Origin of the sequence: Haloplanus ruber, from assembly GCF_024494725.1 — an archaeon.
Lineage (GTDB): Archaea > Halobacteriota > Halobacteria > Halobacteriales > Haloferacaceae > Haloplanus > Haloplanus ruber.
Genome location: NZ_JANHDK010000001.1, coordinates 751879 through 771666, shown reverse-complemented (window position 1 = coordinate 771666; position 19788 = coordinate 751879). Strand labels below are relative to the sequence as shown.

The 19788-nt window shown below is 64.7% G+C and carries 13 protein-coding genes and 1 pseudogene; 10 read left to right on the top strand and 4 right to left on the bottom strand.

Annotated elements, in window-relative coordinates; genetic code table 11:
• The first annotated feature begins 43 nt into the window (after nucleotides 1-43).
• Genes cobN through NO878_RS04030 form a run of 4 tightly spaced genes read left to right on the top strand, consistent with a single transcriptional unit; the run spans nucleotide 44 to nucleotide 6584 of the window.
• Nucleotides 44-3850, top strand: coding sequence for a cobaltochelatase subunit CobN (gene cobN, locus NO878_RS04045; protein WP_256404676.1), 3807 nt, complete (start codon nucleotides 44-46; stop codon nucleotides 3848-3850).
• A complete protein-coding gene (locus NO878_RS04040; RefSeq protein WP_256404675.1) occupies nucleotides 3843-4520 on the top strand; it encodes a precorrin-8X methylmutase in 678 nt (225 codons plus the stop codon). The genes cobN and NO878_RS04040 overlap by 8 nt, the downstream gene beginning before the upstream one ends.
• Complete coding sequence (locus tag NO878_RS04035; RefSeq protein ID WP_256404674.1) at nucleotides 4513-5280, top strand: cobalt-precorrin-7 (C(5))-methyltransferase; 768 nt, start codon at nucleotides 4513-4515, stop codon at nucleotides 5278-5280. Before NO878_RS04040 ends, NO878_RS04035 begins: the two co-directional genes overlap by 8 nt.
• Nucleotides 5277-6584 carry a cobyrinic acid a,c-diamide synthase gene (locus NO878_RS04030; protein WP_256404673.1) on the top strand — a complete coding sequence of 436 codons (1308 nt, stop codon included), beginning with the start codon at nucleotides 5277-5279 and terminating at the stop codon, nucleotides 6582-6584. Before NO878_RS04035 ends, NO878_RS04030 begins: the two co-directional genes overlap by 4 nt.
• A 35-nt stretch (nucleotides 6585-6619) precedes the next feature.
• Here NO878_RS04030 and NO878_RS04025 read toward each other — a convergent pair whose 3' ends face one another.
• Nucleotides 6620-8425 carry a PAS domain S-box protein gene (locus NO878_RS04025; protein WP_256404672.1) on the bottom strand — a complete coding sequence of 602 codons (1806 nt, stop codon included), beginning with the start codon at nucleotides 8423-8425 and terminating at the stop codon, nucleotides 6620-6622.
• Between the two features lie 139 nt (nucleotides 8426-8564).
• Here NO878_RS04025 and NO878_RS04020 point away from each other — a divergent pair, with 139 nt between their 5' ends.
• The 5 genes and pseudogenes from NO878_RS04020 to NO878_RS04000 all read left to right on the top strand — a co-directional run.
• Complete coding sequence (locus NO878_RS04020) at nucleotides 8565-10079, top strand: sensor histidine kinase (RefSeq protein ID WP_256404671.1); 1515 nt, start codon at nucleotides 8565-8567, stop codon at nucleotides 10077-10079.
• A gap of 2 nt (nucleotides 10080-10081) precedes the next feature.
• Nucleotides 10082-10519 (top strand): response regulator, encoded by a 438-nt coding sequence (locus tag NO878_RS04015; RefSeq protein ID WP_256404670.1) that lies wholly within the window; start codon nucleotides 10082-10084, stop codon nucleotides 10517-10519.
• A 1-nt stretch (nucleotide 10520) separates the two neighbouring features.
• Nucleotides 10521-11621 (top strand): ATP-binding response regulator, encoded by a 1101-nt coding sequence (locus NO878_RS04010; protein ID WP_256404669.1) that lies wholly within the window; start codon nucleotides 10521-10523, stop codon nucleotides 11619-11621.
• Between the two features lie 221 nt (nucleotides 11622-11842).
• Nucleotides 11843-12259, top strand: a complete 417-nt coding sequence (locus NO878_RS04005; protein WP_256404668.1) for a DUF8009 family protein — start codon at nucleotides 11843-11845, stop codon at nucleotides 12257-12259.
• Between the two features lie 319 nt (nucleotides 12260-12578).
• Nucleotides 12579-12803: pseudogene (locus tag NO878_RS04000) on the top strand (potassium transporter TrkG); the annotation flags it as partial.
• Between the two features lie 253 nt (nucleotides 12804-13056).
• Here NO878_RS04000 and NO878_RS03995 read toward each other — a convergent pair.
• The 3 genes from NO878_RS03995 to NO878_RS03985 all read right to left on the bottom strand — a co-directional run bounded on the left by NO878_RS03995 (nucleotide 13057) and on the right by NO878_RS03985 (nucleotide 15304).
• The gene (locus NO878_RS03995; protein WP_256405458.1) at nucleotides 13057-14028 is read right to left on the bottom strand and encodes a tyrosine-type recombinase/integrase; all 972 of its coding nucleotides are present in this window, start codon (nucleotides 14026-14028) and stop codon (nucleotides 13057-13059) included.
• A gap of 38 nt (nucleotides 14029-14066) precedes the next feature.
• A complete protein-coding gene (locus NO878_RS03990; protein ID WP_256404666.1) occupies nucleotides 14067-14441 on the bottom strand; it encodes a DUF5805 domain-containing protein in 375 nt (124 codons plus the stop codon).
• 176 nt (nucleotides 14442-14617) lie between these two features.
• A complete protein-coding gene (locus tag NO878_RS03985; protein WP_256404665.1) occupies nucleotides 14618-15304 on the bottom strand; it encodes an SOS response-associated peptidase in 687 nt (228 codons plus the stop codon).
• Nucleotides 15305-15864: 560 nt separating this feature from the next.
• On the opposite strand from NO878_RS03985, the gene NO878_RS03980 reads away from it, so the two are divergent.
• On the top strand, nucleotides 15865-19659 hold the full coding sequence (locus NO878_RS03980; RefSeq protein ID WP_256404664.1) for a PAS domain S-box protein: 3795 nt from the start codon (nucleotides 15865-15867) through the stop codon (nucleotides 19657-19659).
• The last annotated feature ends 129 nt before the right edge of the window (nucleotides 19660-19788 follow it).

Below are 19788 nucleotides of genomic sequence, written 5' to 3'. Positions count from 1 at the left end.
ACGAAAGTTTACTTGTAGTACCGCAATAACGCTTTATCAACTCATGCCGACCATCGGGCTGTACACGGCGACCGAAAACGAGTTGGGCGCGGTCCAGCGGGCGGCGGGGCGGTTGGACGATATCGATCTGGTGGTCCGCTCCGAAAGCGACCTCGACGATACGACCGACACCGACGCGTTCGTCGACGAGGTGGAGTCCGCGACTGCCGTGGTGCTCTGGTTACACGGCTCGGAGGGGAGCATGCCCGGCTACGATCATGCCATCGAGCGACTCCGGGACGCGGGCGTCCCCCTGATCGTCAAGGCGACGGGCGACGCCTTCGCGTTCGAGGATACGACCGTCGCCGCGAGCGACCGCGACCGAGTGTACGAGTACCTCGACGGCGGCGGCGTGGTGAACCTCGCCAACTGCTGTCGCTATCTCGTCGCCGCGTACGACGACGCCGACGTCGCGTACGACGACCCCGTCGCCCTTCCGACTGAGGGCGTCTACCACCCCGACCACCCCGGAATCGAGTACGAGGAACTCCTGGCGACCCACGACCCCGACAAGCCCACCGTCGGCGTCTGGTTCTACGAGTCCCACTGGACGCACGCGAACACGCGATACGTTGACGCGCTCGTCCGAAAACTGGAGGCGTTGGGGGCGAACGTCCTCCCGGCGTTCTGTAACCCGGCGACCGACAAGGACGGCCAGGAGAACGCCGAGTGGGTCGCGCGCAACTGGTTCAGCGACGACGACGGCCCCCTCGTCGACGCCGTCGTGAGTTCGTTCATGTTCTCGCTGTCGATGAGCGAGCGCGGCCGTGCCGCGAGCGACGAGGGCGAGGACGCCGAGGAGGTCTTTCTCACCGAACTGGGCGTGCCCGTCCTCCAGGCCATCACGACCATGCGCTCCCGGTCGCGCTACGAGGCGAGCGACACGGGCGTGATGGGCTTCGAACTCGCACTGTCGGTCGCGCTCCCCGAGTTCGACGGCAACGTGGTTACCCACCCAATCAGCGGCAAGGAGCGCATGGACGACGAAGCTGGCATCGGGAGCGCTCCGAAACAGCATTTCCCCATCGACGACCGGATCGACCACGTCGCCCGCCTCGCGATCAACTGGGCGCGTCTCGGCTACCTCCCCAACGCCGAGAAGGACGTGGCGGTCGTCCTCCACAACTACCCGCCGAGTGACGACGGCATCGGGACCGCCTTCGGCCTCGACAGCCCCGAGAGCACCGTCAACTTGCTCGACGAACTCGACGGGCGAGACTATACGGTCGAGGACCCCCCGACGGACGGCGCGGCGCTCATCGACCGACTCACCGCCCAGTTGACCCTCGACTCGCGGTGGGTGGCGCCCGAGGATGTCCGCGAGATGAGCGTCGACGTGGTCGATCCCGAGCAGTACGCCGCGTGGTTCGCCGACGCCGACGAGCGGTTTCGCGAGGCGGTGATCGAGGAGTGGGGCGACCCGCCAGACCGTCCCTTCGCCGTCCCCGGCGTCGAGTACGGGAACGTCCTCGTGACCGTCCAGCCACCTCGCGGGTTCGGGATGGACCCCTCGAAGGTGTATCACGACTCTGACCTCCAGCCACCACACGACTACTACGCCTTCTACGCGTGGCTCCGCGAGGAGTTCGACGCCGACGCAGTCGTCCACCTCGGTACCCACGGGAGCCTGGAGTGGCTCCCCGGCAAGACCGTCGGCCTGAACGGTGCGAGTGCGCCGGATCAGTTGATCGACGACCTCCCGAACGTCTACCCGTACATCGTCAACAACCCCGGCGAGGGAACACAGGCCAAGCGTCGCTCCTACGCGGCGGTCGTCGACTATCTGACGCCGGTGATGCAGACGGCCGGCACCTACGACGAACTGGCGGACTTAGAGGAACTCGTCCGGGAGTACCGCCGCGCGGGGATGGAAGACGCCCGCGCCGACGACGGGGAACAACTCCGCGAGCGGATCGAGGCGGCCGTTGCCGACCTCGACCTCGCGACCGACCTCGGCGTCGACGACGCCGACGCCCTCCACTTCGACGAACTCGTCGAGCGAGTGCACGAGTATCTCACGGACGTGAAGACCACGCAGATCCGGATGGGCCTGCATACGATGGGCGAACCGCCGACCGGCGACCGCCTCGTCGAGTATCTGGTCGCGCTCACGCGCCTGGAGAACCCCGGTGCCCCGAGCCTCCGCGCGGCCGTCGCGGGCGTCCTCGGCGTCGACTACGACCGGATGCTGAACGAACCGGGGGCATACGACGCGGACCTGGGCATGTACCTCTCGGAGGCGGCGGATCGTGTCCACGAACAGTCAATCGAACTCGTCGAGACGCTCGCCGCCAACGACTTCGACGTGCCGGCGTCCGAGGCGGCGGCCGGCCCCGACGACGAGGTGAACATGAACCTGCTGGTGGTCGATATCGACCCCTTAGGGGATGCCCGCGCCAAACGAGGGGCGCACGACGACCTCCGGGAGATTCTGGCGTACATCTGCGAGGAGGCGGCCCCGCGGGTCGCGGGCGCGAACGCGGAGATTCCACGGACGGCGGACGCACTGAACGGCGCGTACGTCCCGCCGGGTGGGAGCGGGGCGCCGACCCGCGGTGGGGTGGACCTGCTGCCGACGGCACGGAACTTCTACACGCTCGATCCGCGGAAGGTCCCCGCGAAGACGGCCTGGGAAGTAGGTCGGCGGGTGGCCGATGGCGTCGCCGAGCGCCACCGCGACGAGCAGGGGTCGTACCCCGAGGAAATCGGCGTCGTGGCGTGGGGGACGCCGACGGTGCGGACCCGCGGCGAGACGGTCGCGCAGGTGCTCGCGCTCATGGGCGTCGAACCCGTCTGGACCGACGCCGGCCGCGTCGACGACGTGGAGCCGATCCCGCTGGACGAACTCGGGCGGCCGCGCATCGACGTGACGACCCGGGTCTCCGGACTCTTCCGTGACGCCTTCCCGCAGGCTGCGAGCGTCGTCCACGACGCCGTCGACGCCGTCGTCGGCCTGGACGAACCACACGACCGGAACTACGTGAAAAAACACGTCGAGGCGGAGGCGGCGGCCCTCGAAGCCGACGGCGTGGACGAAGACGAGGCCGTCGACCTGGCGAAACAGCGTGTCTTCACGACAAAACCTGGCGGTTACGGCGCGGGGACGAACAAGGCCGTCGACGAGGGCGAGTGGGACGACCGAAGCGACCTCGCGGACGTCTACGTCCAGTGGGGCGGCTACGCTCTCGGCTCCCGCGGCCGGGTCTCGGAGGCACACGAGAGCTTCGAGCGCCGCCTCGGCTCCGTTGAGGCGACGGTGAAAATCGAGGATACGGCCGAGCAAGACGAGTTCGACTCCTCGGACTGGTACGCCTTCCACGGCGGGTTCGTGTCGGCGGTCGGTGAAATCTCGGGTACCGACCCCGCCTCCTACGTCGGCGACTCCAGCGACCCCGAGAATGTGACCGTCTACACCAACGAGGAGAAGGTGCGCAAGACGATGCGGGCCCGCGTCCTCAATCCCGACTGGCTGGAGAGCATGGAGGAACACGGCTACAAGGGTGCCGGCGACCTCTCGACGACCGTCGACGTGGCCCTCGGCTGGGACGCGACGACCGGCGTCGTGAGTGACACGCTCTGGGCCGACCTCGCGGACGCGTACGCGTTCGACGCGGACCGCCAGGAGTGGATGCGGGACGTGAACCCCTGGGCGCTAGAGAGCATCACCGCGACGCTGCTAGAGGCCATCGACCGCGACCTCTGGGACGCCGCCCCCGAGGTGGCGGACCGACTGCGCGACATCAACCTCTCGGTCGAGGGCGACCTGGAGGCAAAGACCAGCGACACGAACGAGGCACTCTCCGATGACTGACGAAGACTACGCCGACCTCGGCGCGACGACAGAAGAGGCGATGGATATCGCGGAGACGAGCATGGACATCGTTCACTCGTTTGTCCCCGCGGACACACTGAACGACCGGTTGCGGGCAAAAGCGGTCCACTCGACGGGCTCCCCGGACTTTCAGCACCTGATGCGGTTTCAGAACGACCCCGTGGTCGCCGGTGCGCGGGCCGTCCTCGACGAGCGACCCATCGTGACTGACATCACGATGGCCAAGGCGGGGATCACGGGCCGGGGTCACGACTGTCCGGTTCGGAAGGCTATTGGGAGCGGGGCGGAGTTGGCCGCCGAGACGGGGATGACCCGGACGGCGGCGTCGGTCCTCGAACTCGACCGCGAAGGAGTCTACGACGGCGCTATCGCCGTCGTGGGCAACGCTCCGACCGGCGCTCTCGCGCTCTGTGACTGCATCGAGGACGGCACTCGCCCGGCCGTCGTCGTCGCGACGCCAGTCGGCTTCGTCAAGGCCGCCGACAGTCGCAAGCGGGTCCGTGCGGTCGCCGCCGAGTACGGGATTCCCGCCGTCACGAACGTCGGCACCCGCGGCGGGAGCGGTCTCGGTGCGGCGCTCGTAAACGAACTCGTCCACGTTGCCAGCGACGCGCGCGAAGGCGACGTGACCCTGCCCGGCGATGACTGAGGACTACGACCTCGATTCGGGGCCGGACCCGGCAGCGGCCGCCGCGGCGACGCCCGAATCCGACGCGGACGCCGCCGACGATACGGTTCGGGCCGTCGGGATCGGCCCCGGCAATCCGGACTACCTCACCCGCCGTGCCGCGCGCGCGGTCCGCGAGGCGGACGTGGTCGTCGGCTTCGAGACGGTCGTCGATTTCGTCGCCGACGAGACGACGGCCGACCTGCTCACCTGTGGCTACGCCGACGAGGCGGCGACGCTCGCGGCGTTCGCCGAACGGGTGGCCGCCGGCGACCGCGGGACGGCCGTCCTGATGGGCGACCCCAACCACTCGGGCTACCAGTTTCTCGGCAAGGTCGAGCGGGCGGTCGACACGCCGGTGACGGTGATTCCGGGGGTTTCGTCGCTTCAAGTCGCCGCGAGTCGGGCGCGGACGCCGATGGAAGACGCTGCGTTCGTCACCCTGCACAAGAGCGGTGACCTCGACCCCGACCGGGCCCGCCTCGTCGACGCCGTCGGCGACCGACACCTGCTGGTCCTCCCACGGCCGTTCGACTGGATGCCCGGGGACATCGCGGACCTGCTGGTCGAGTCGGGCGCCGATCCCACGCTCGACGCCCTCGTGTTCGAACGCCTGACCCACCCGGACGAGCGCGTGACGCGGACGACCCTCGACGACCTCCGCGTATCGGCCGGTGGAGGCGACCGTGAGTCGACACCGTACTCCGATCTCTCCGTGCTCGTCGTGCGGGCCGACCCATGAAGGGCGTCGTCCTCGCGGGGACGAAGTCGGGCGTCGGCAAGACCGTCGCGACCCTCGCCGTCCTCCAGGCCCTGGACTCCGAGGGATACGACGTCCAGCCGGCGAAGGCCGGCCCCGACTTCATCGATCCGAGCCACCACGAGGCCGTGACGGACACCGCCTCCCGAACCCTCGATCTGTGGCTCGAAGGGTCGGAGGGCCTGCGCCGCAACTACGTGCGCGGCGACGGCGATATCTGCGTTGTCGAGGGGGTGATGGGCCTCTACGACGGTGACTGCTCCAGTACCGCGATGGTCGCGGAGGCGCTCGACTTACCGGTGGTGCTGGTCGTCGACGCGAAGGCGGGCATGGAGAGCGTCGCCGCGACGGCCCACGGCTTCCGCGAGTACGCGACCCACGCGGGGCGAGACGTCGATGTCGTCGGCGTGATCGCCCAGCGCGCCCACGGCGGCCGCCACGAGTCGGGAATCCGCGAGGCGCTGCCCGACGATCTCGCCTACCTCGGCCGAATTACGCCGCGCGAGGATCTGTCGATCCCGGAGCGCCACCTCGGTCTCCACATGGGCGCCGAGGCACCGCTCGACGAGTCGGCTCTCGACGCGACCGCCGAATCGATCCGGACGGACCGACTGGTGGACGTGGCGCGGACGCCGCCGCGGGCCAGTCCCACCACCGTCGGCGACCCGACTGGGGCACGGATTGCGGTCGCCCGCGACGCCGCCTTCGGATTCGTCTACCCGGCGACGGTCGAGCGACTGCGCGACCGGGCGACGGTCGTCACGTTCTCGCCGCTCGCAGGCGACGACCTGCCCGCCTGTGACGGCGTCTACCTCCCAGGGGGCTATCCGGAACTTCACGCCGCCGACCTCGCGGCGAGTCCGACGCTGGACGCTCTCGCGGCGGCGGCCGCCGACGGCACCGCTATCCTCGGCGAATGTGGGGGGCTGATGGCACTCACCGAGTCGCTCACCACGGCCGACGACGAACGACACGGGATGGCAGGCGTTCTACCGGCCGAGGTCCGGATGCACGAGCGGTACCAAGCCCTGGATCACGTCGAGTTGCGAGCGCGGCAGGACACCCTGACCGCCGCGGCCGGCGACCGGCGGCGGGGACACGAGTTTCACTACTCCAGTGCGACCGTCGACGGCGACGCCCGCTTTGCCTTCGACGTCGTCCGAGGATCGGGCATCGACGACGACCGGGACGGCCTGGTCGAACACCGGACGCTCGGCACCTACTGTCACCTCCACCCCGAGAGCGGGGCCTTCGATGCGTTCGTCGAGCGGGCAGCCGAACGGTGACGCTGGTGTGCGGCGAGCACCCAACTAGACGCCCGTTACGATCCGCCGACTCCCTGCACGTCGAAGCGGGCGCCGCCCGCCTCGCTTTCGGTCACGTCGACCGTCCAGTCGTGGATATCCGCGAACTCGCGGACGATTTCGAGGCCGAAGCCCGTTCCGTCGGCGTTCGTCGAGTAGCCCGCCTTGAAGACGTCGTCACGTTTGTCTTCGGGAATGCCGGGGCCGTCGTCGGCGACGTAGAAGCCGTCCGCTGTCTCACCCACGGTGACGACCACCTCGTCGCCGCCGTGTTCCACCGCGTTGCCGAGGAGGTTCGTCAGAAGCCGTCGGAACCGGCGTGATTCGGCGCTGACAGTCCGGTCCGTCTCGACCCGCAGTGTTGCCGACCGGGTCTCGATGTCGGCCCAGCACCGCTCGACCATCTCCGACAGCGACAGGCGTTCCCACTCGATGTCGCCCTCGGTGTCTCGGACCAGCGTCAGGAGGTCGTCGATCAGTGCCTCCATCCGGTCGTGGGCGTCCGCGACGGCATCGAGGTGTTCGTGGCCGTCCTCGGTCGCACACCGGGCGAGTTCGAGTTCCCCTGCCGCCACCGTCAGCGGATTTCGGAGGTCGTGAGAGAGCACGCCGGCGAAGCGTTCGAGGCGTTCGTTCTGCCGTTCGAGCCGACGACGGTACCGGCGGCGCTCGGTCACGTCCTCCTGGAAGCCAACCCAGCGGGCCACCTCGCCGTCGTCGTCGTGGAGCGGCGCGACGCTCACGCGGTTCCAGAACGGGTCGCCGTCCTTCCGGTAGTTCCGGAGGGTGACCGTCGCCGACTCGCCGGCCTCGATGGCGTCGCTCAGCCGCTCGACCGCCTCGGTCCGCGTCTCCGGTCCCTGCAGGAACCGGCAGTTGCGGTCGAGGGCCTCCTCGCGGTCGTAGCCCGTCATTTCGACGAACGCGTCGTTGACGTAGATCATCGGGTTGTCCGCCCGGGACGGATCGGTCATCGCGATTCCCGTCGGCGCCTCGTCCATGGCGCGGGTCTTGTAGCGGAGTTCGCGTCGGCGCTGTCGCTCGGTCGAGATATCACGGAGGATGCCGACGCTCCCCTCGAAACACTCACCGTCGTACGGGAGAGCAGCCATGTGGTCACGACACCGGATCGGCTCGCCCTCCTTCGGGACGATGTCGACCTCGAACTGGGTGGTGTTGGGACCCGTCGAGGAGAGGATGCGACCGAGTTCCGACTCGGCCTGCTCGACGGCCGCCTCGTCTTTGATCAGTGCGGGGGAGCTACCGATGATCGTCTCCCGGTCGTACCCCGTGAGTTCCGCGAGGGGTTCGTTGACGAACTCGAACTGTCCGTCGTCGTCGACGACGTATATCGGGTAGCCCAGCGCTTCGAGGACCGTCGAATAGCGGTCGGCGACGGCCTGTGTCCGGCGATCCTCGAGGACCTGTTCGACGCGGTTGGCGAGGCGACGCTGCTGGTCCGGCCCGCCTTTCTGGAAGTAGCCGGTGACGCCGGCGTTGAGCGCTTGGCTGGCGATTTCCTCGCTTCCTTTGCCCGTATAGAGAATAAACGGCGTCGTGATCCCGTGATCGCGAAGTGCCTCGAAGAACGCCAACCCGTCCATCCCGGGCATGTCGTAATCGCTGATGATACAGTCGACGTTGACGCCGGCGTCGGACGCCTCGGCGTCGTCGACGATCCGCGAGAGCGCCACCTCCGGCTTGGGCTCGGTTAGCGTCGTGACCTCCCAGTCGAGTTCCCGGTCGAGAAATGCCGACGTGAGATCCAGGATCGCCGGATCGTCGTCGACGTGTAACAGCCGAAACGTGTCGGTCGCACTCATGTGGTCGCGGTGTATCGCAGTCGGTTCGCCATGATTCACGTCTGATAAGGGCGCCACGGCAAAATACGCGTCCCTACGATTACCAGCTGTGAAAACAGGAGCGACAGACGACTAAGTGCGCCCCCGGTACTGTCAGCGAATGCCACCGAATCGACGGACGTCCCTGGTCGTGCTGTCCGGCATTGGGGCGATACTTGCTGGTGTGTTGCTGTTCGACGTTTACGAGGACTGGCAGGTACAGGGAACCACCCTCACCTCGACCGTCGTCGAGAATGCGCTCCCGTTCGTGCTTCTCCTGGGAACGTTTTACTTGATTCGACGGCTCTACCGCGGAGCATACGACGACGCCTTCGTGGGGACCGTGACGATGTGGACGGCCGCGGGCGCGTTAACGATTGGTGGCCTCGTGGCTTGGGTCGTCGGCATCCAGGTCCTGCAAAACGAGATCAAACCCGTCATCATCGTGTTGCAGACGGCGGTGGTCGGCACCGCCGCGGGACTGCTCGTCGGGCAACGAACCGCTAGCGTCCAGCAGGAACAGGAGCGGACCCGCCGCGAGAAAGAGCGGTTCCGGGCACTCTTCGAGAACGACCCCTCCGGAATCGCCTCGCTCCGGCGACACGGCGACCGCCTCGTCGTCGAGTCGGCGAACCCGAGTTTCGCGTCGCTGTTCGGATCGACCGAGGGCAAGGCGTTGGAGGCCGCACTCCCACAACTGGCCGCGGAAGCGGTCGCGGCCTTCCGGGAACACACGACCGAGCGCGAGCGATTCACGACGGAGACGACACTCCGGACCGAAGACGGGACGAAACACTTCGTGATCGAGTTGGTGCCGTTCGGTGCCGAGGAGGTAGCCGAGCCACAGAGTTACGTCATCTTCCAGGACGTAACCGAAATCAGAGAGACGAAGGCGGAACTCGAACGGACCGTCGAACAGCTCGAACGCTCCAACGAACAGCTCCAGCAGTTCGCCTACGTCGCCTCCCACGACTTGCAGGAGCCGTTGCGGATGGTCTCTAGTTACGTCGACCTGCTCGCCTCGGAGTACGAGGACGAACTCGACGACGAGGCCGACGAGTACATCGAGTTCGCGGTCGACGGCGCCCAGCGGATGCAGGCGATGATCGACGACCTCTTGCAGTACTCCCGGGTCCACACGCAGGGCGAGGACTTCGCGGAGACCGACCCCACGGCGGTCCTCGAACGGGTGTTACGGGACCTCGAACTGCTGATCGAGGAGCAGTCGGCGACGGTTACACACGGTGACCTCCCCGCCGTCGTCGCCGACGAGAACCAACTCGGCCAGCTCTTCCAGAACCTCCTCAGCAACGCCATCGAACACGCGGGCGACGCCGACGACCCGCCGACGGTCCACGTCGACGGCGAGGAACGCACGGACACGGTCGTGTTCTCGGTCACTGACGACGGGCCGGGCATCCCCGAGGATCAGCAAGAACGGATGTTCGAACTCTTCGAGCAGTCCAGCCGCGACGACGAAGGGACGGGCATCGGTCTCGCCGTCTGCCGGCGGATCGTCGACCGCCACGAGGGGGACATCTGGATCGAATCCGCGGCGGGCGAGGGGACGACGTTCCACATCGCACTCCCTACGCGTGCGCCCCAACAGTCAACATCTAGCGGCCGCATAGAGTGATTATGTCGGAGCGCGAGCCTGTCGAAATCCTCCTAGCGGAGGACAATCCAGGGGACGTCAAGCTAACACGAAAGGCCCTGGAGAAAGGGCGACTGGCGAACAACCTCCACGTCGCCAACGACGGGGTCGAGACGATGCAGTTCCTCCGAGGGGAAGGCGACTACGCGGAGACGCCGCGGCCGGATCTCGTCTTGCTCGATCTGAACATGCCGCGGAAGGACGGCCGGGAAGTCCTCGCGGAGATCAAAGAGAGCGACGACCTCCGGCGTATTCCGGTGATCGTCCTGACGAGTTCGGAGGCCGAGGAGGACGTGATCAAGTCCTACGAACACCACGCGAACGCCTACCTGACAAAGCCCGTCGACTTCGACGGCTTCATCGACGTCGTCGGCACGCTGGAGAAGTTCTGGTTGCAGGTGGTCAAACTCCCACCCGAGTGAGATGCCGAGCGAACCGGAAGAGCCGCTCGATGTCCTCCTCGTCGAGGACAACGACGGCGATGCCCAACTGATCCGCCACCACCTCCGCGTCGACACCAGCAGTGTCTTCCAGCCGCCGAATCTGACACACGTCGAGTCGCTCCCAGCCGCCGTCGACCGACTCGCCGCATCGACGTACGACCTCGTCTTGCTCGACCTCGGCCTCGCGGACAGTCAGGGCATCGAGACCCTCGAACGCCTGACCGAACGCATCGAGGCTGACGACGACCTTGCTCCGCTCCCGGTCGTGGTGCTGACGGGACTTTCGGACGACGAGACGGCGCTCCAAGCCATCCAAGCCGGGGCCCAGGATTACCTTCTCAAGAACAACCTTGACGGTGCCCTCCTCGAACGGGCGATTCGCTACGCGATGGAGCGCCACCGCCAAGAGCGCCGGCTGAAACGACAAAACGAACGCCTCGAACGCTTCGCCAGCATCGTCTCTCACGACCTCCGGAACCCGCTGAACGTCGCACAGGGACGACTCTCCCACGAGATGGGTCGGCGCGAAGGGACCGACGTCTCGACCGAACACGTCGCGGAGGCCGTCGACGCCATAGATCGGATGGAGGAACTCGTCGACGACCTGCTTACGCTCGCTCGCGATGGACGGACGGTCGACGAGTTCGAGACAATCGACCTCGCGTCCCACCTCCGGTCGGCTTGGGAGAACGTCGCGGCGCCAGCCAGCGAACTCCACGTCGACGTCTCGGGGACCGCCGCCGCCGATCCCGGCCGTCTGACACAGTTGTTCGAGAATCTGTTTCGGAATAGTGTCGAACATAGTTCGACGGGCAGCCGGACAGAGTCCGACGGCGTGACGATCACGGTCGGGCGAGTCGGAGACGGCCTCTACGTCGCCGACGACGGGCCAGGCATCCCCGAGGACGAACGTGACGACGTCTTCGAGGCGGGTTACTCGACGAACGCGGACGGAACGGGCTTCGGCCTCGAAATCGTCCGAGAGATTGCCGACGCTCACGGCTGGACGGTCGGAGTGACCGAGAGTGCGGCGGGTGGCGCCCGCTTCGAGATCACCGGGATGGGACTCGACGGCGAGTAGCCGTCGTCGATTCCGATCCCACCCCGTGGTAACATTTAACACGGGGAGTGTCGTACAGTATCGTGATGTCGGAAGGGTCGCCACTCGAATGCGAGTCGTGTAACCAGCGTGTGAGTCCCATCTCCTACCGAGCGACGTGTCCCGACTGTGGCGGCACGTTGCGACGCACGCCGGTACGGTAGCCGAGACGTTTTCCCTCCGGTGGTCCCTACAAGTGGTCGATGTCGGACGACGACGCGACCGATCCGACGGCCATCACTCTGATCGCGGTCACCGTCGAAGACGTGGTGACCGCCCTCGAAACCAACCGACGGAGCGACCGCCACACCGTCCTCCGGGTCACTCCGCCGTTCTCGGGGCGCATGCGGGCCCGCATCCACCGGCCCGCCGCCGCCGACCCGTCGGCGATCCACCTCGATCCGTCGGCGTTCGTCGAGGACCCGCCCCCGTACCCTCACCCCGACGAGACGGCGGACCGCCTCCGCGAGGCCGGGCGGTACACCACCGAACGTCACCACGACCGCCACACCGCGGCCGTCGACGCGTGGCGTGACACCATCCGGGATACCCTCGCCGACACCGTTGACCTGCCCGCTTCCGACGGTTCCCACCCCGTCGACGTCGCGTATCTGGGGTGACTGAACGGAGTCGGCCACCCCTCGGCAGGGATTGGCTGTTCGGACCGTTCGACAACGAACGGTCGCTGACAGTAACCCCGACTGAAGCTGAACGGATCGGGACTTGCCGCCCCTATGCATACAGGAATCGTCCTGCGCTACTTCGGAAGCACACCGGTTCCAAGCCGGACCCCCGGCGAACACGAGAGCGCAGTTGCTCACCCCGACTGAGCACACCGAGGTTAGCTATGAGTGTTTCCTGCCGGTGGATCGGTCAGTCACCGGTAAACGCTTCGAGTGTCTCTTCAGTGACGCCTGACCGGGAGTGAATCGTGACGAGGTCCTTCTCCGCGTGCTCTCACCGGCTCACCCACTCGAGTACGTCATCTTCGACGTGATGAGCGCACAGAGTAACGTCGGCCTCAGCAGCGGTATCACCGGGCCAACCATGCCAGCTACCGCAAAGGCGATGTTGATCCTCAATATGTGGGTCGGACGGCTCGAAATCATTCCCATCGCGGTGCTAATCGGATCCGTCCTACAGCGACTCAATCTCTACCGTTGAGGGAGGCCAGACTGGCGGACGTCGGCATTCGCAACTTCGTCCGTCGAACGGATTTTCACGATCCATCGAGTGTCGACGTAGTAGAACGGCCTGTTTCCCTGTCGCTTAGCAAAACTACTCAGTCTCACCCTGGGTGCCAGCGGAGGTAGGTACCCGTTTGCTCGCCGATTTCTAAGCTGCTAGCCTCTGCTCGGCCACGCGACCGATTTGGTATCGCGACATATGATTTATTGCTTCGTCTCTCGCAGCGGGTTCAAGTCAACTCGTAGATATTTTCCTCGTACGTCCGGCGGACGCGGTCCCCCCAGTCGTGGGTGTAGGTATCGATGATGTCGCTGGCAACGTCTCCGCGGAGGTACTTGACGATGCCCCGGTCGCCGGTTCGGTCCCGGAGGTGGGTCGTGAAGAAGTGCCGAAAGTAGTGGGGCGTGACGTTCTCCTCGGCGCCGCCGCCGTCGCGGTGCCACCCGTGATCGCTCGCGTGGGTTTCGACAGCGTGGTGGACGACGTGAGGTGTCACCCGCCGGCCCCAGCTATCGCCGGTCCCCACGAACAGGGGATCCGCGCGGGAGACTGAATCGGGCCGAACGGCCAACCAGCGGACGAGGCTCCGACGGAGTTCGTCGTCGACGGGGATTACCGTCGCCCGCTTGCGCTTGTTGGCCGCCGTCCGGCGTTCGCCTTCGGTGACATCGCCCACGGCGCGGTCGGCGGCGACGAACAGCGCATCGCCCCGGCCGTCGAGTTGTGGGCGGACAGCCACGTCGAGTGTCTCCCGGGTCTCCGGAATCGAGAGGTCCCGCAGATCTAGGTTACAGAGTTCACCGACTCGGACCCCGGTCTTGAGCATCGTCACCAGGAGCGCACGGTCGAGCGGGTGGGCGATATCGCCGAGGAAGGTCCGCATCTCGGAGACCGAAATCTCACGGCGCGTCGGGTCGGTGTTGATCCGCTCGTCCATTTCCTCGACGACGAGAGTCATCGGGTTGCCGTCGAAGGTCCCCACCTGCGTCATGTAGGCATAAAATCGGTGGAGGTACGCCGCGTAAGTCGCGACAGTGCTCTCCGCGACGGTGCCGCGCAATCGGTGAATCCACGCCATGCAGTCCCGGTGCTCGGCCGCCGCGGGACCCACGCCCTGTTCCTCGTCGAGAAACGTCTCGAACTTCCGCAAGACACGCTCGTAGGCCGCGCGCGTGCGGTCGGTCTTCCCGTGGTAGGTCATGTCTTGGAGGAAATACCCCACAGGGTCGTCGGTGTCGCTCACGGGTCCTCCACGAGGCGGTAGCCACCCGCCCGGCCGCTGTACTGGACCACGTTCTGCTCTTGTAGGTCCGCAAGTGTCTCTTCGAGGCGGTTCTCGATGTCCTCGGTGACGTGCGCGAGGAGGTCGTCCCACGAACATCCGTCCTCCCCGGTTAACGCGTCTTTCACCCGGGGTTCGAGCCCCGAACTCTCTGCTTCACCGGGTTCCTCGCGCTCGGCCGGATCGGGCACCTCGAAGTCCCGGCGGCCAGCTTGGACCATCGTCCGCACGAACTCGCTTTGACTCATCCCTAAGCGGTCGGCGTGCTCTCGCCAGCGGTCCTTCTGGTACGGTGGCACGTAGGTCTTCACCGCGACGCTATCGTTGCCCATACACCCTCCTGTATCGCCGGGGACTTCAAGGTAGTCCCACTCACCGAGATAAGTGGACTTATTTAGATTTGTAGTACCATCTTACCGCCGCATTAGGTTGGTTATTTGTGAGTACAGTACTACTCTTCGCGGATGAGTAGTGACAGATTCACAAATACATATTCACGCCGTGACTCCTACGCCTCGACCGGTTCGATCAGATCCGGTGAGTCGTTTCGCGGATCGTTTACGCGCGTCGAGACTGGGTATGCTTGCATCTCCGCCGCCGGATGTGGCTCTAGGAGTGCCGCCGCCTCGTCGACGGAGCCGTGGAGCCACGTCGACTCCGCCTCCGGGTCCAGGATGACCGCCATGCGGTGGTGCAGGTCGGCGACGAGGTCGTTCGGCTCCGTCGTCACGACGGCGAAGGATTCCACCGGATCGGGGTCGGCGGAGACGTCTCCCGCGCCGAACTCGCCGAGACCGGTCTGTCGCGACGGCGGTTCCCAACTCGACCAGATCCCCGCCATCGCGAAGGCCCGGTCGTCTTCGAAGGCCACGCGGTAGGGACGCTTGCCCGCCGAGCGGTCGACCCACTCGTAGAACCCGTCGGCAGGGACGAGACAGCGGCGCTGCTCGAACGCGTCCGCGAAACTCGGCTTCTCGGTCAGGGTCTCGGCCCGAGCATTGATCAGATCCGTCGACGCTTGGTCGGCCCACGATGGCACCAACCCCCACTGTTGGGTCCGCATTCGGTCGTCCGCGGTCACGACCGGTAATGTCTGCCCCGGCGCGCAGTTGTACCGCGGTGACCACTCCACGTCCACCCCGAACCTGTCCGCCAGCGCTTCGGCCGGCGTGAACAGGCTGTACCGCCCACACATGCACGCCGGTTTGGTCGCTCCGGGCATAACCGTTCGGACACGCCCGACTGTGGATTCACGGACAGAGCTCAAAGCCTTGCACCCATCCGGTCCGTACCGGGCCACTCCGAACGCTTCCCGACGGAGCGTGCTGACTGTCCCGTCTACGGCCGTCCGTCTCGGACTCCGGGAACCCTTTCGTATATCGTATGTCGCTATATCGAATAGCGACACAGACTCACTCCCATCGATAACCGTGCTTGCGTAGTCTCGATGAAGGGGTCTGGCCCCTCGACGCCTGCTGACGGTGGAAGTCGATGGCGATGTGGCCGGACTGATGAGCAGTTCAGACACAGGACCCTGGCTTGCCCAATCGGGGCATACCAACGGGTGAGGTTGCATCCGCCACAGGAGCGTATTCCAAAAATACCATCCGTGATTATCTACACTACGGGGACAGGTGACGGTTCAGAGCCAGTATGACCCAATCGCTGCCTGAAGGGCTCGATCTCCTCGGCGAACCCGTTCTTCTGTTCGATAGCGAGGGGCAAGTAATCGGGTATAACGACTGTGTTGCGGATATGATCGGTGACCCTCTCGAACAGGGTGCTGTGGAAGCGCAACTCAGTTGGGAGGACAGCCAGGAGAGTATTCGTCGAATCGGGAGTCGCGGAGAGCCGTTCGAAACCACGGCAGAGATGTCACTCAGTACAAAAGCACCCGACACCCGACGATTCACATTCAGCCTTCGGAAGCTTCCCGCTGCGGAGACTGGAGCAGTGATTGGGGTCGGCCGGGAACGCACAGACACTCGGGCGGAGTCAGACCGCACTAACGCTACGCAAGGGGGGCAGCGGACACTGGCGGCGCGCGAACGCGCGCTCCGACGAGCGTACGACATCATCGCCGACTCGGAACGCTCCTTGGAGCAGAAGATACACGACATGCTCGGTGTCGTCCGTGAGACAATCGGGACGGATTTCGCCACGCTGTCCCAAATCGACGGCACGGAGTACATCATCGAAGCTGTCGATGGACCACGTGACGTTACGTTCGAAGGGCCCGACGGAAACGCCATCACCGAGGGCGATTCAGTTCCGCTGTCGTTTACGAACTGCCAACGGGTCGTCGCCGACACAGAGACACTCGCTATCGAAGATATCGACGCCGATGCGCCAAAACTGGCCGACCGACCGGTCAACGCCGAACTGGGCATCTCGTGTTATCTCGGTACTCCGGTCACTGTTGAAGGTGAGAACTACGGAACGTTCTGTTTTTATGATCTGGCGCCGCGGAGCGACCAGTTCACCGACTGGGAGGTTACCTTCGTCGAGTTGCTCGGCAATTGGGTGGGATACGAACTGGAACGCGAGCGATTGATGGAACAGATCCGCACTGAGGAACGCGAGCGATACGAAACGCTCGTGAAACAAAGCAGCGACGGCGTCGCCGTCGTCCAAGATGGCCGGTGTGTCTTTGCTAACGATCGGTTTCTCGAACTTATCGGTCGACCCCGAAAAAGCGTATATGGAAGCTCCATTGAGCAATATTTCGCCCCTGAATATCGAGATGTCGTCACAGACCAGCATCGACCCATCATCGACGACGAAGGGTCACCGAACCGGTACGACGTCGAGATCGAAACCCCGAACGGAACGGTTCGGACACTCGAACTCGCCAGGTCCCGAATCGAACACAACGGCGAGCCAGCGATGCTGGCTACGTTCCGTGACATCACGGCCCGCAAGCGCCGCGAAGAGTCCATCAGAGCACTCCAGCGGGCCACGAGCAGGATGCAAACGGCGGAAACCCCCGAACAGATTGCGGAGATAGCTGTACACGCGGCCAGAGATGCACTCGAATTGCCGCTCTCGATCTGCTGGTTCTACGAATCTGACGAAGAGCGGCTAGAGCCGGTCGCAGCGACGGATCCGGTTCGGGACGGTGGGTATTTCGAGCCGCTATCCCCGGACCAGTACGAGTTCGACGCGTTTCGCGATGGTGCAGTCGTCCACTACAATCCGACGGACACGGGCTATGACCGGTTGGAGACCGGTGTCTTGCTCCCACTGGGAGACCACGGCTTGCTGGCGGCTGGCCAGAGCAGCCTCACTGACCACGACGCTGTCGTGCTCGACGTTGCCCGGACGCTCTCGGAACACACACGGATTGCGCTCGATAGGATCGAACGGACCAGGGAACTCGAACGCACTCAGGCTCGGTTCCGGGCACTGACAGAGAACACCTCGTACGGTGTCGTCACTATCGACGATACTAGTACCGTCAGGTACGCAAGCAGCGGTATCTCGGATGTACTCGGCTACGAACCAGCCGAGCTGGAAGGAGGCTCGCTGCTGGGCATTATGCCCGAACGGTTCCATCAGACCCACGAGAGTGCCCTTGCGCGATATCTTCGCGAAGGAGACAAACAGCTCGACTGGAGTTGGATCGAGTTGCCTGGTGTCCACAAGGAGGGACACGAGGTTCCGCTTGGCATCTCGTTCGGTGAAGCCACGGTCGACGGTGACCGGCGGTTCTCGGCGGTCATCAGGGATATCAGCGAACAAAAACAGCGCCAGCAGGAACTCCGCGAAGAGCGTGCGTTCACCGAGAGCATATTCGCTGCGTTGCCGGACGTGTTCTATGCGTTTGACGAACAGGGGGAGTTTCTCCGCTGGAACGGTCAGTTGAGGGAGGTCACGGGATACACGGACGAGGAAATCGCGTCGATGCATCCCACGGAGTTCATCGCCGCCGACGATCAGGCGGAGGTCATTACAGCCATCGCCGAGGTGTTCGAACACGATACCACCGTGACCGTCGAAGCACAGTTCGAGACGAAAGACGGCACCCGTATTCCGTACGAACTCACCGGCGCAAAGCTCACCGACGATACCGACGAAGTACGTGGGCTTGTCGGGATCGGGCGTGACATCTCCGACCGTAAAAAGCGGCAGCGTCGCTTCGAAGCAGTGTTCGACAATACGTACCAATTCACCGGCCTCATGCAGCCAGACGGAACACTGATCGAAGTCAACGAGGCAGCACGCGAGTTCGGCGATCTCGACCGCGCGGACGTCGTCGGGAGCAAAGTGTGGAACGCCTTCTGGTTCACTCATTCCGAAGACCTCCAAAGACAGGTACAGTCAGCGGTCGAGCGTGCGGCAGAGGGCGAGTTCGTCCGCGACGAGATCCCGGTCCAGGGTTCCGAACGAGAGGCGATTATCGACTTCTCGATCCGACCCGTTCGTGACGACAACGGGGCGGTGACGTTGCTGATTCCGGAAGGCCGGGATATCACCGAACTCAAAGAGCAGGAAGAGGAACTCCGACGGGAGCGAGATCACGTCCGCCGTACCGAAGAACTGGCCAATGTCGGGGGCTGGGAGTTCATTCCGGAGACAGAGACGTGCTACTGGACACAGGGCACACGGCAACTCTGCGAGGTAGGGGAGTCCTTCACGCCGACGGCGGAGAAAGCACTGGAGTTTGTCCACCCAGAGGACAGAGATGCAGTTACGCAGGCACTCACAACCTGTCGGGAGACGGGGAATCCGTTCAATCTCGAAATTCGGATTGTCACGGCACAGGGGCGAACGCGATGGATCCGAATCGAAGGCGAGCAGGTCGATGACGATGGGACAAAGAAGCTGCGTGGGGTTATCGGTGATATCACCGACCGCAAGGAGCGTGAACAGCGCTTGATGGTACTGAACCGAATCCTCCGACATAACCTTCGGAACAAGCTCTCTGTGGTCTCTGGCTTTGCCGATAGGCTAGAAGCGGTACTGAACACAGCGCCAGCGGAACGTGACACGTCGGTCGATGAAACGGTGCAGTTCACACAGAAGATCAAAGAGAATGCGAGCGACTTGATCACGCTGGGTGAGAAGGCCAGAGCGTTCGAACGCGCAGTTGAGGAAGCTGACACGACGGGATTCGTCGCGGTCCAACCGGTCGTCAGCGAGGTCGTGTCCACATACCGCGAGCAGCACCCTGCTGCCACGATTACGACCGAGCTGACCGACGTTGCCATCCAGGGTAACGCCGAATTTCTACGGCTTGCTGTGCGAGAGCTTATCGATAACGCAATTCGTCACAGTGAACTCTCCGATCCGACAGTCACCATTGAAACGTCCCGCGTTTCGAGTGAACAGGTCGAAATCAGGATTTCGGACAATGGCCCGGGGATTCCGGAGATGGAACGCAAGACCCTGACCGAAGGGGAGGAAAGTCCGCTTCTCCACGGGAGTGGCCTCGGTCTCTGGACGGTCAATTGGCTCGTAACCCGCATTGGAGGTCACATCTCTATTACGGACAATGATCCGACGGGAACGGTCGCGGTGCTTCGACTCCCGACGAGAACAGATCAGTGAACCACTGTCGAGATATCCACCATCTTCCGTATCACGCTCGTAGACGCCCGGTCCTGTGTGCCGTTGTGACTGTGTTTCTACGGAGTATCGGTGCCTCTGACTGCGTTTCGTGAGATCAACGCGGTCGTG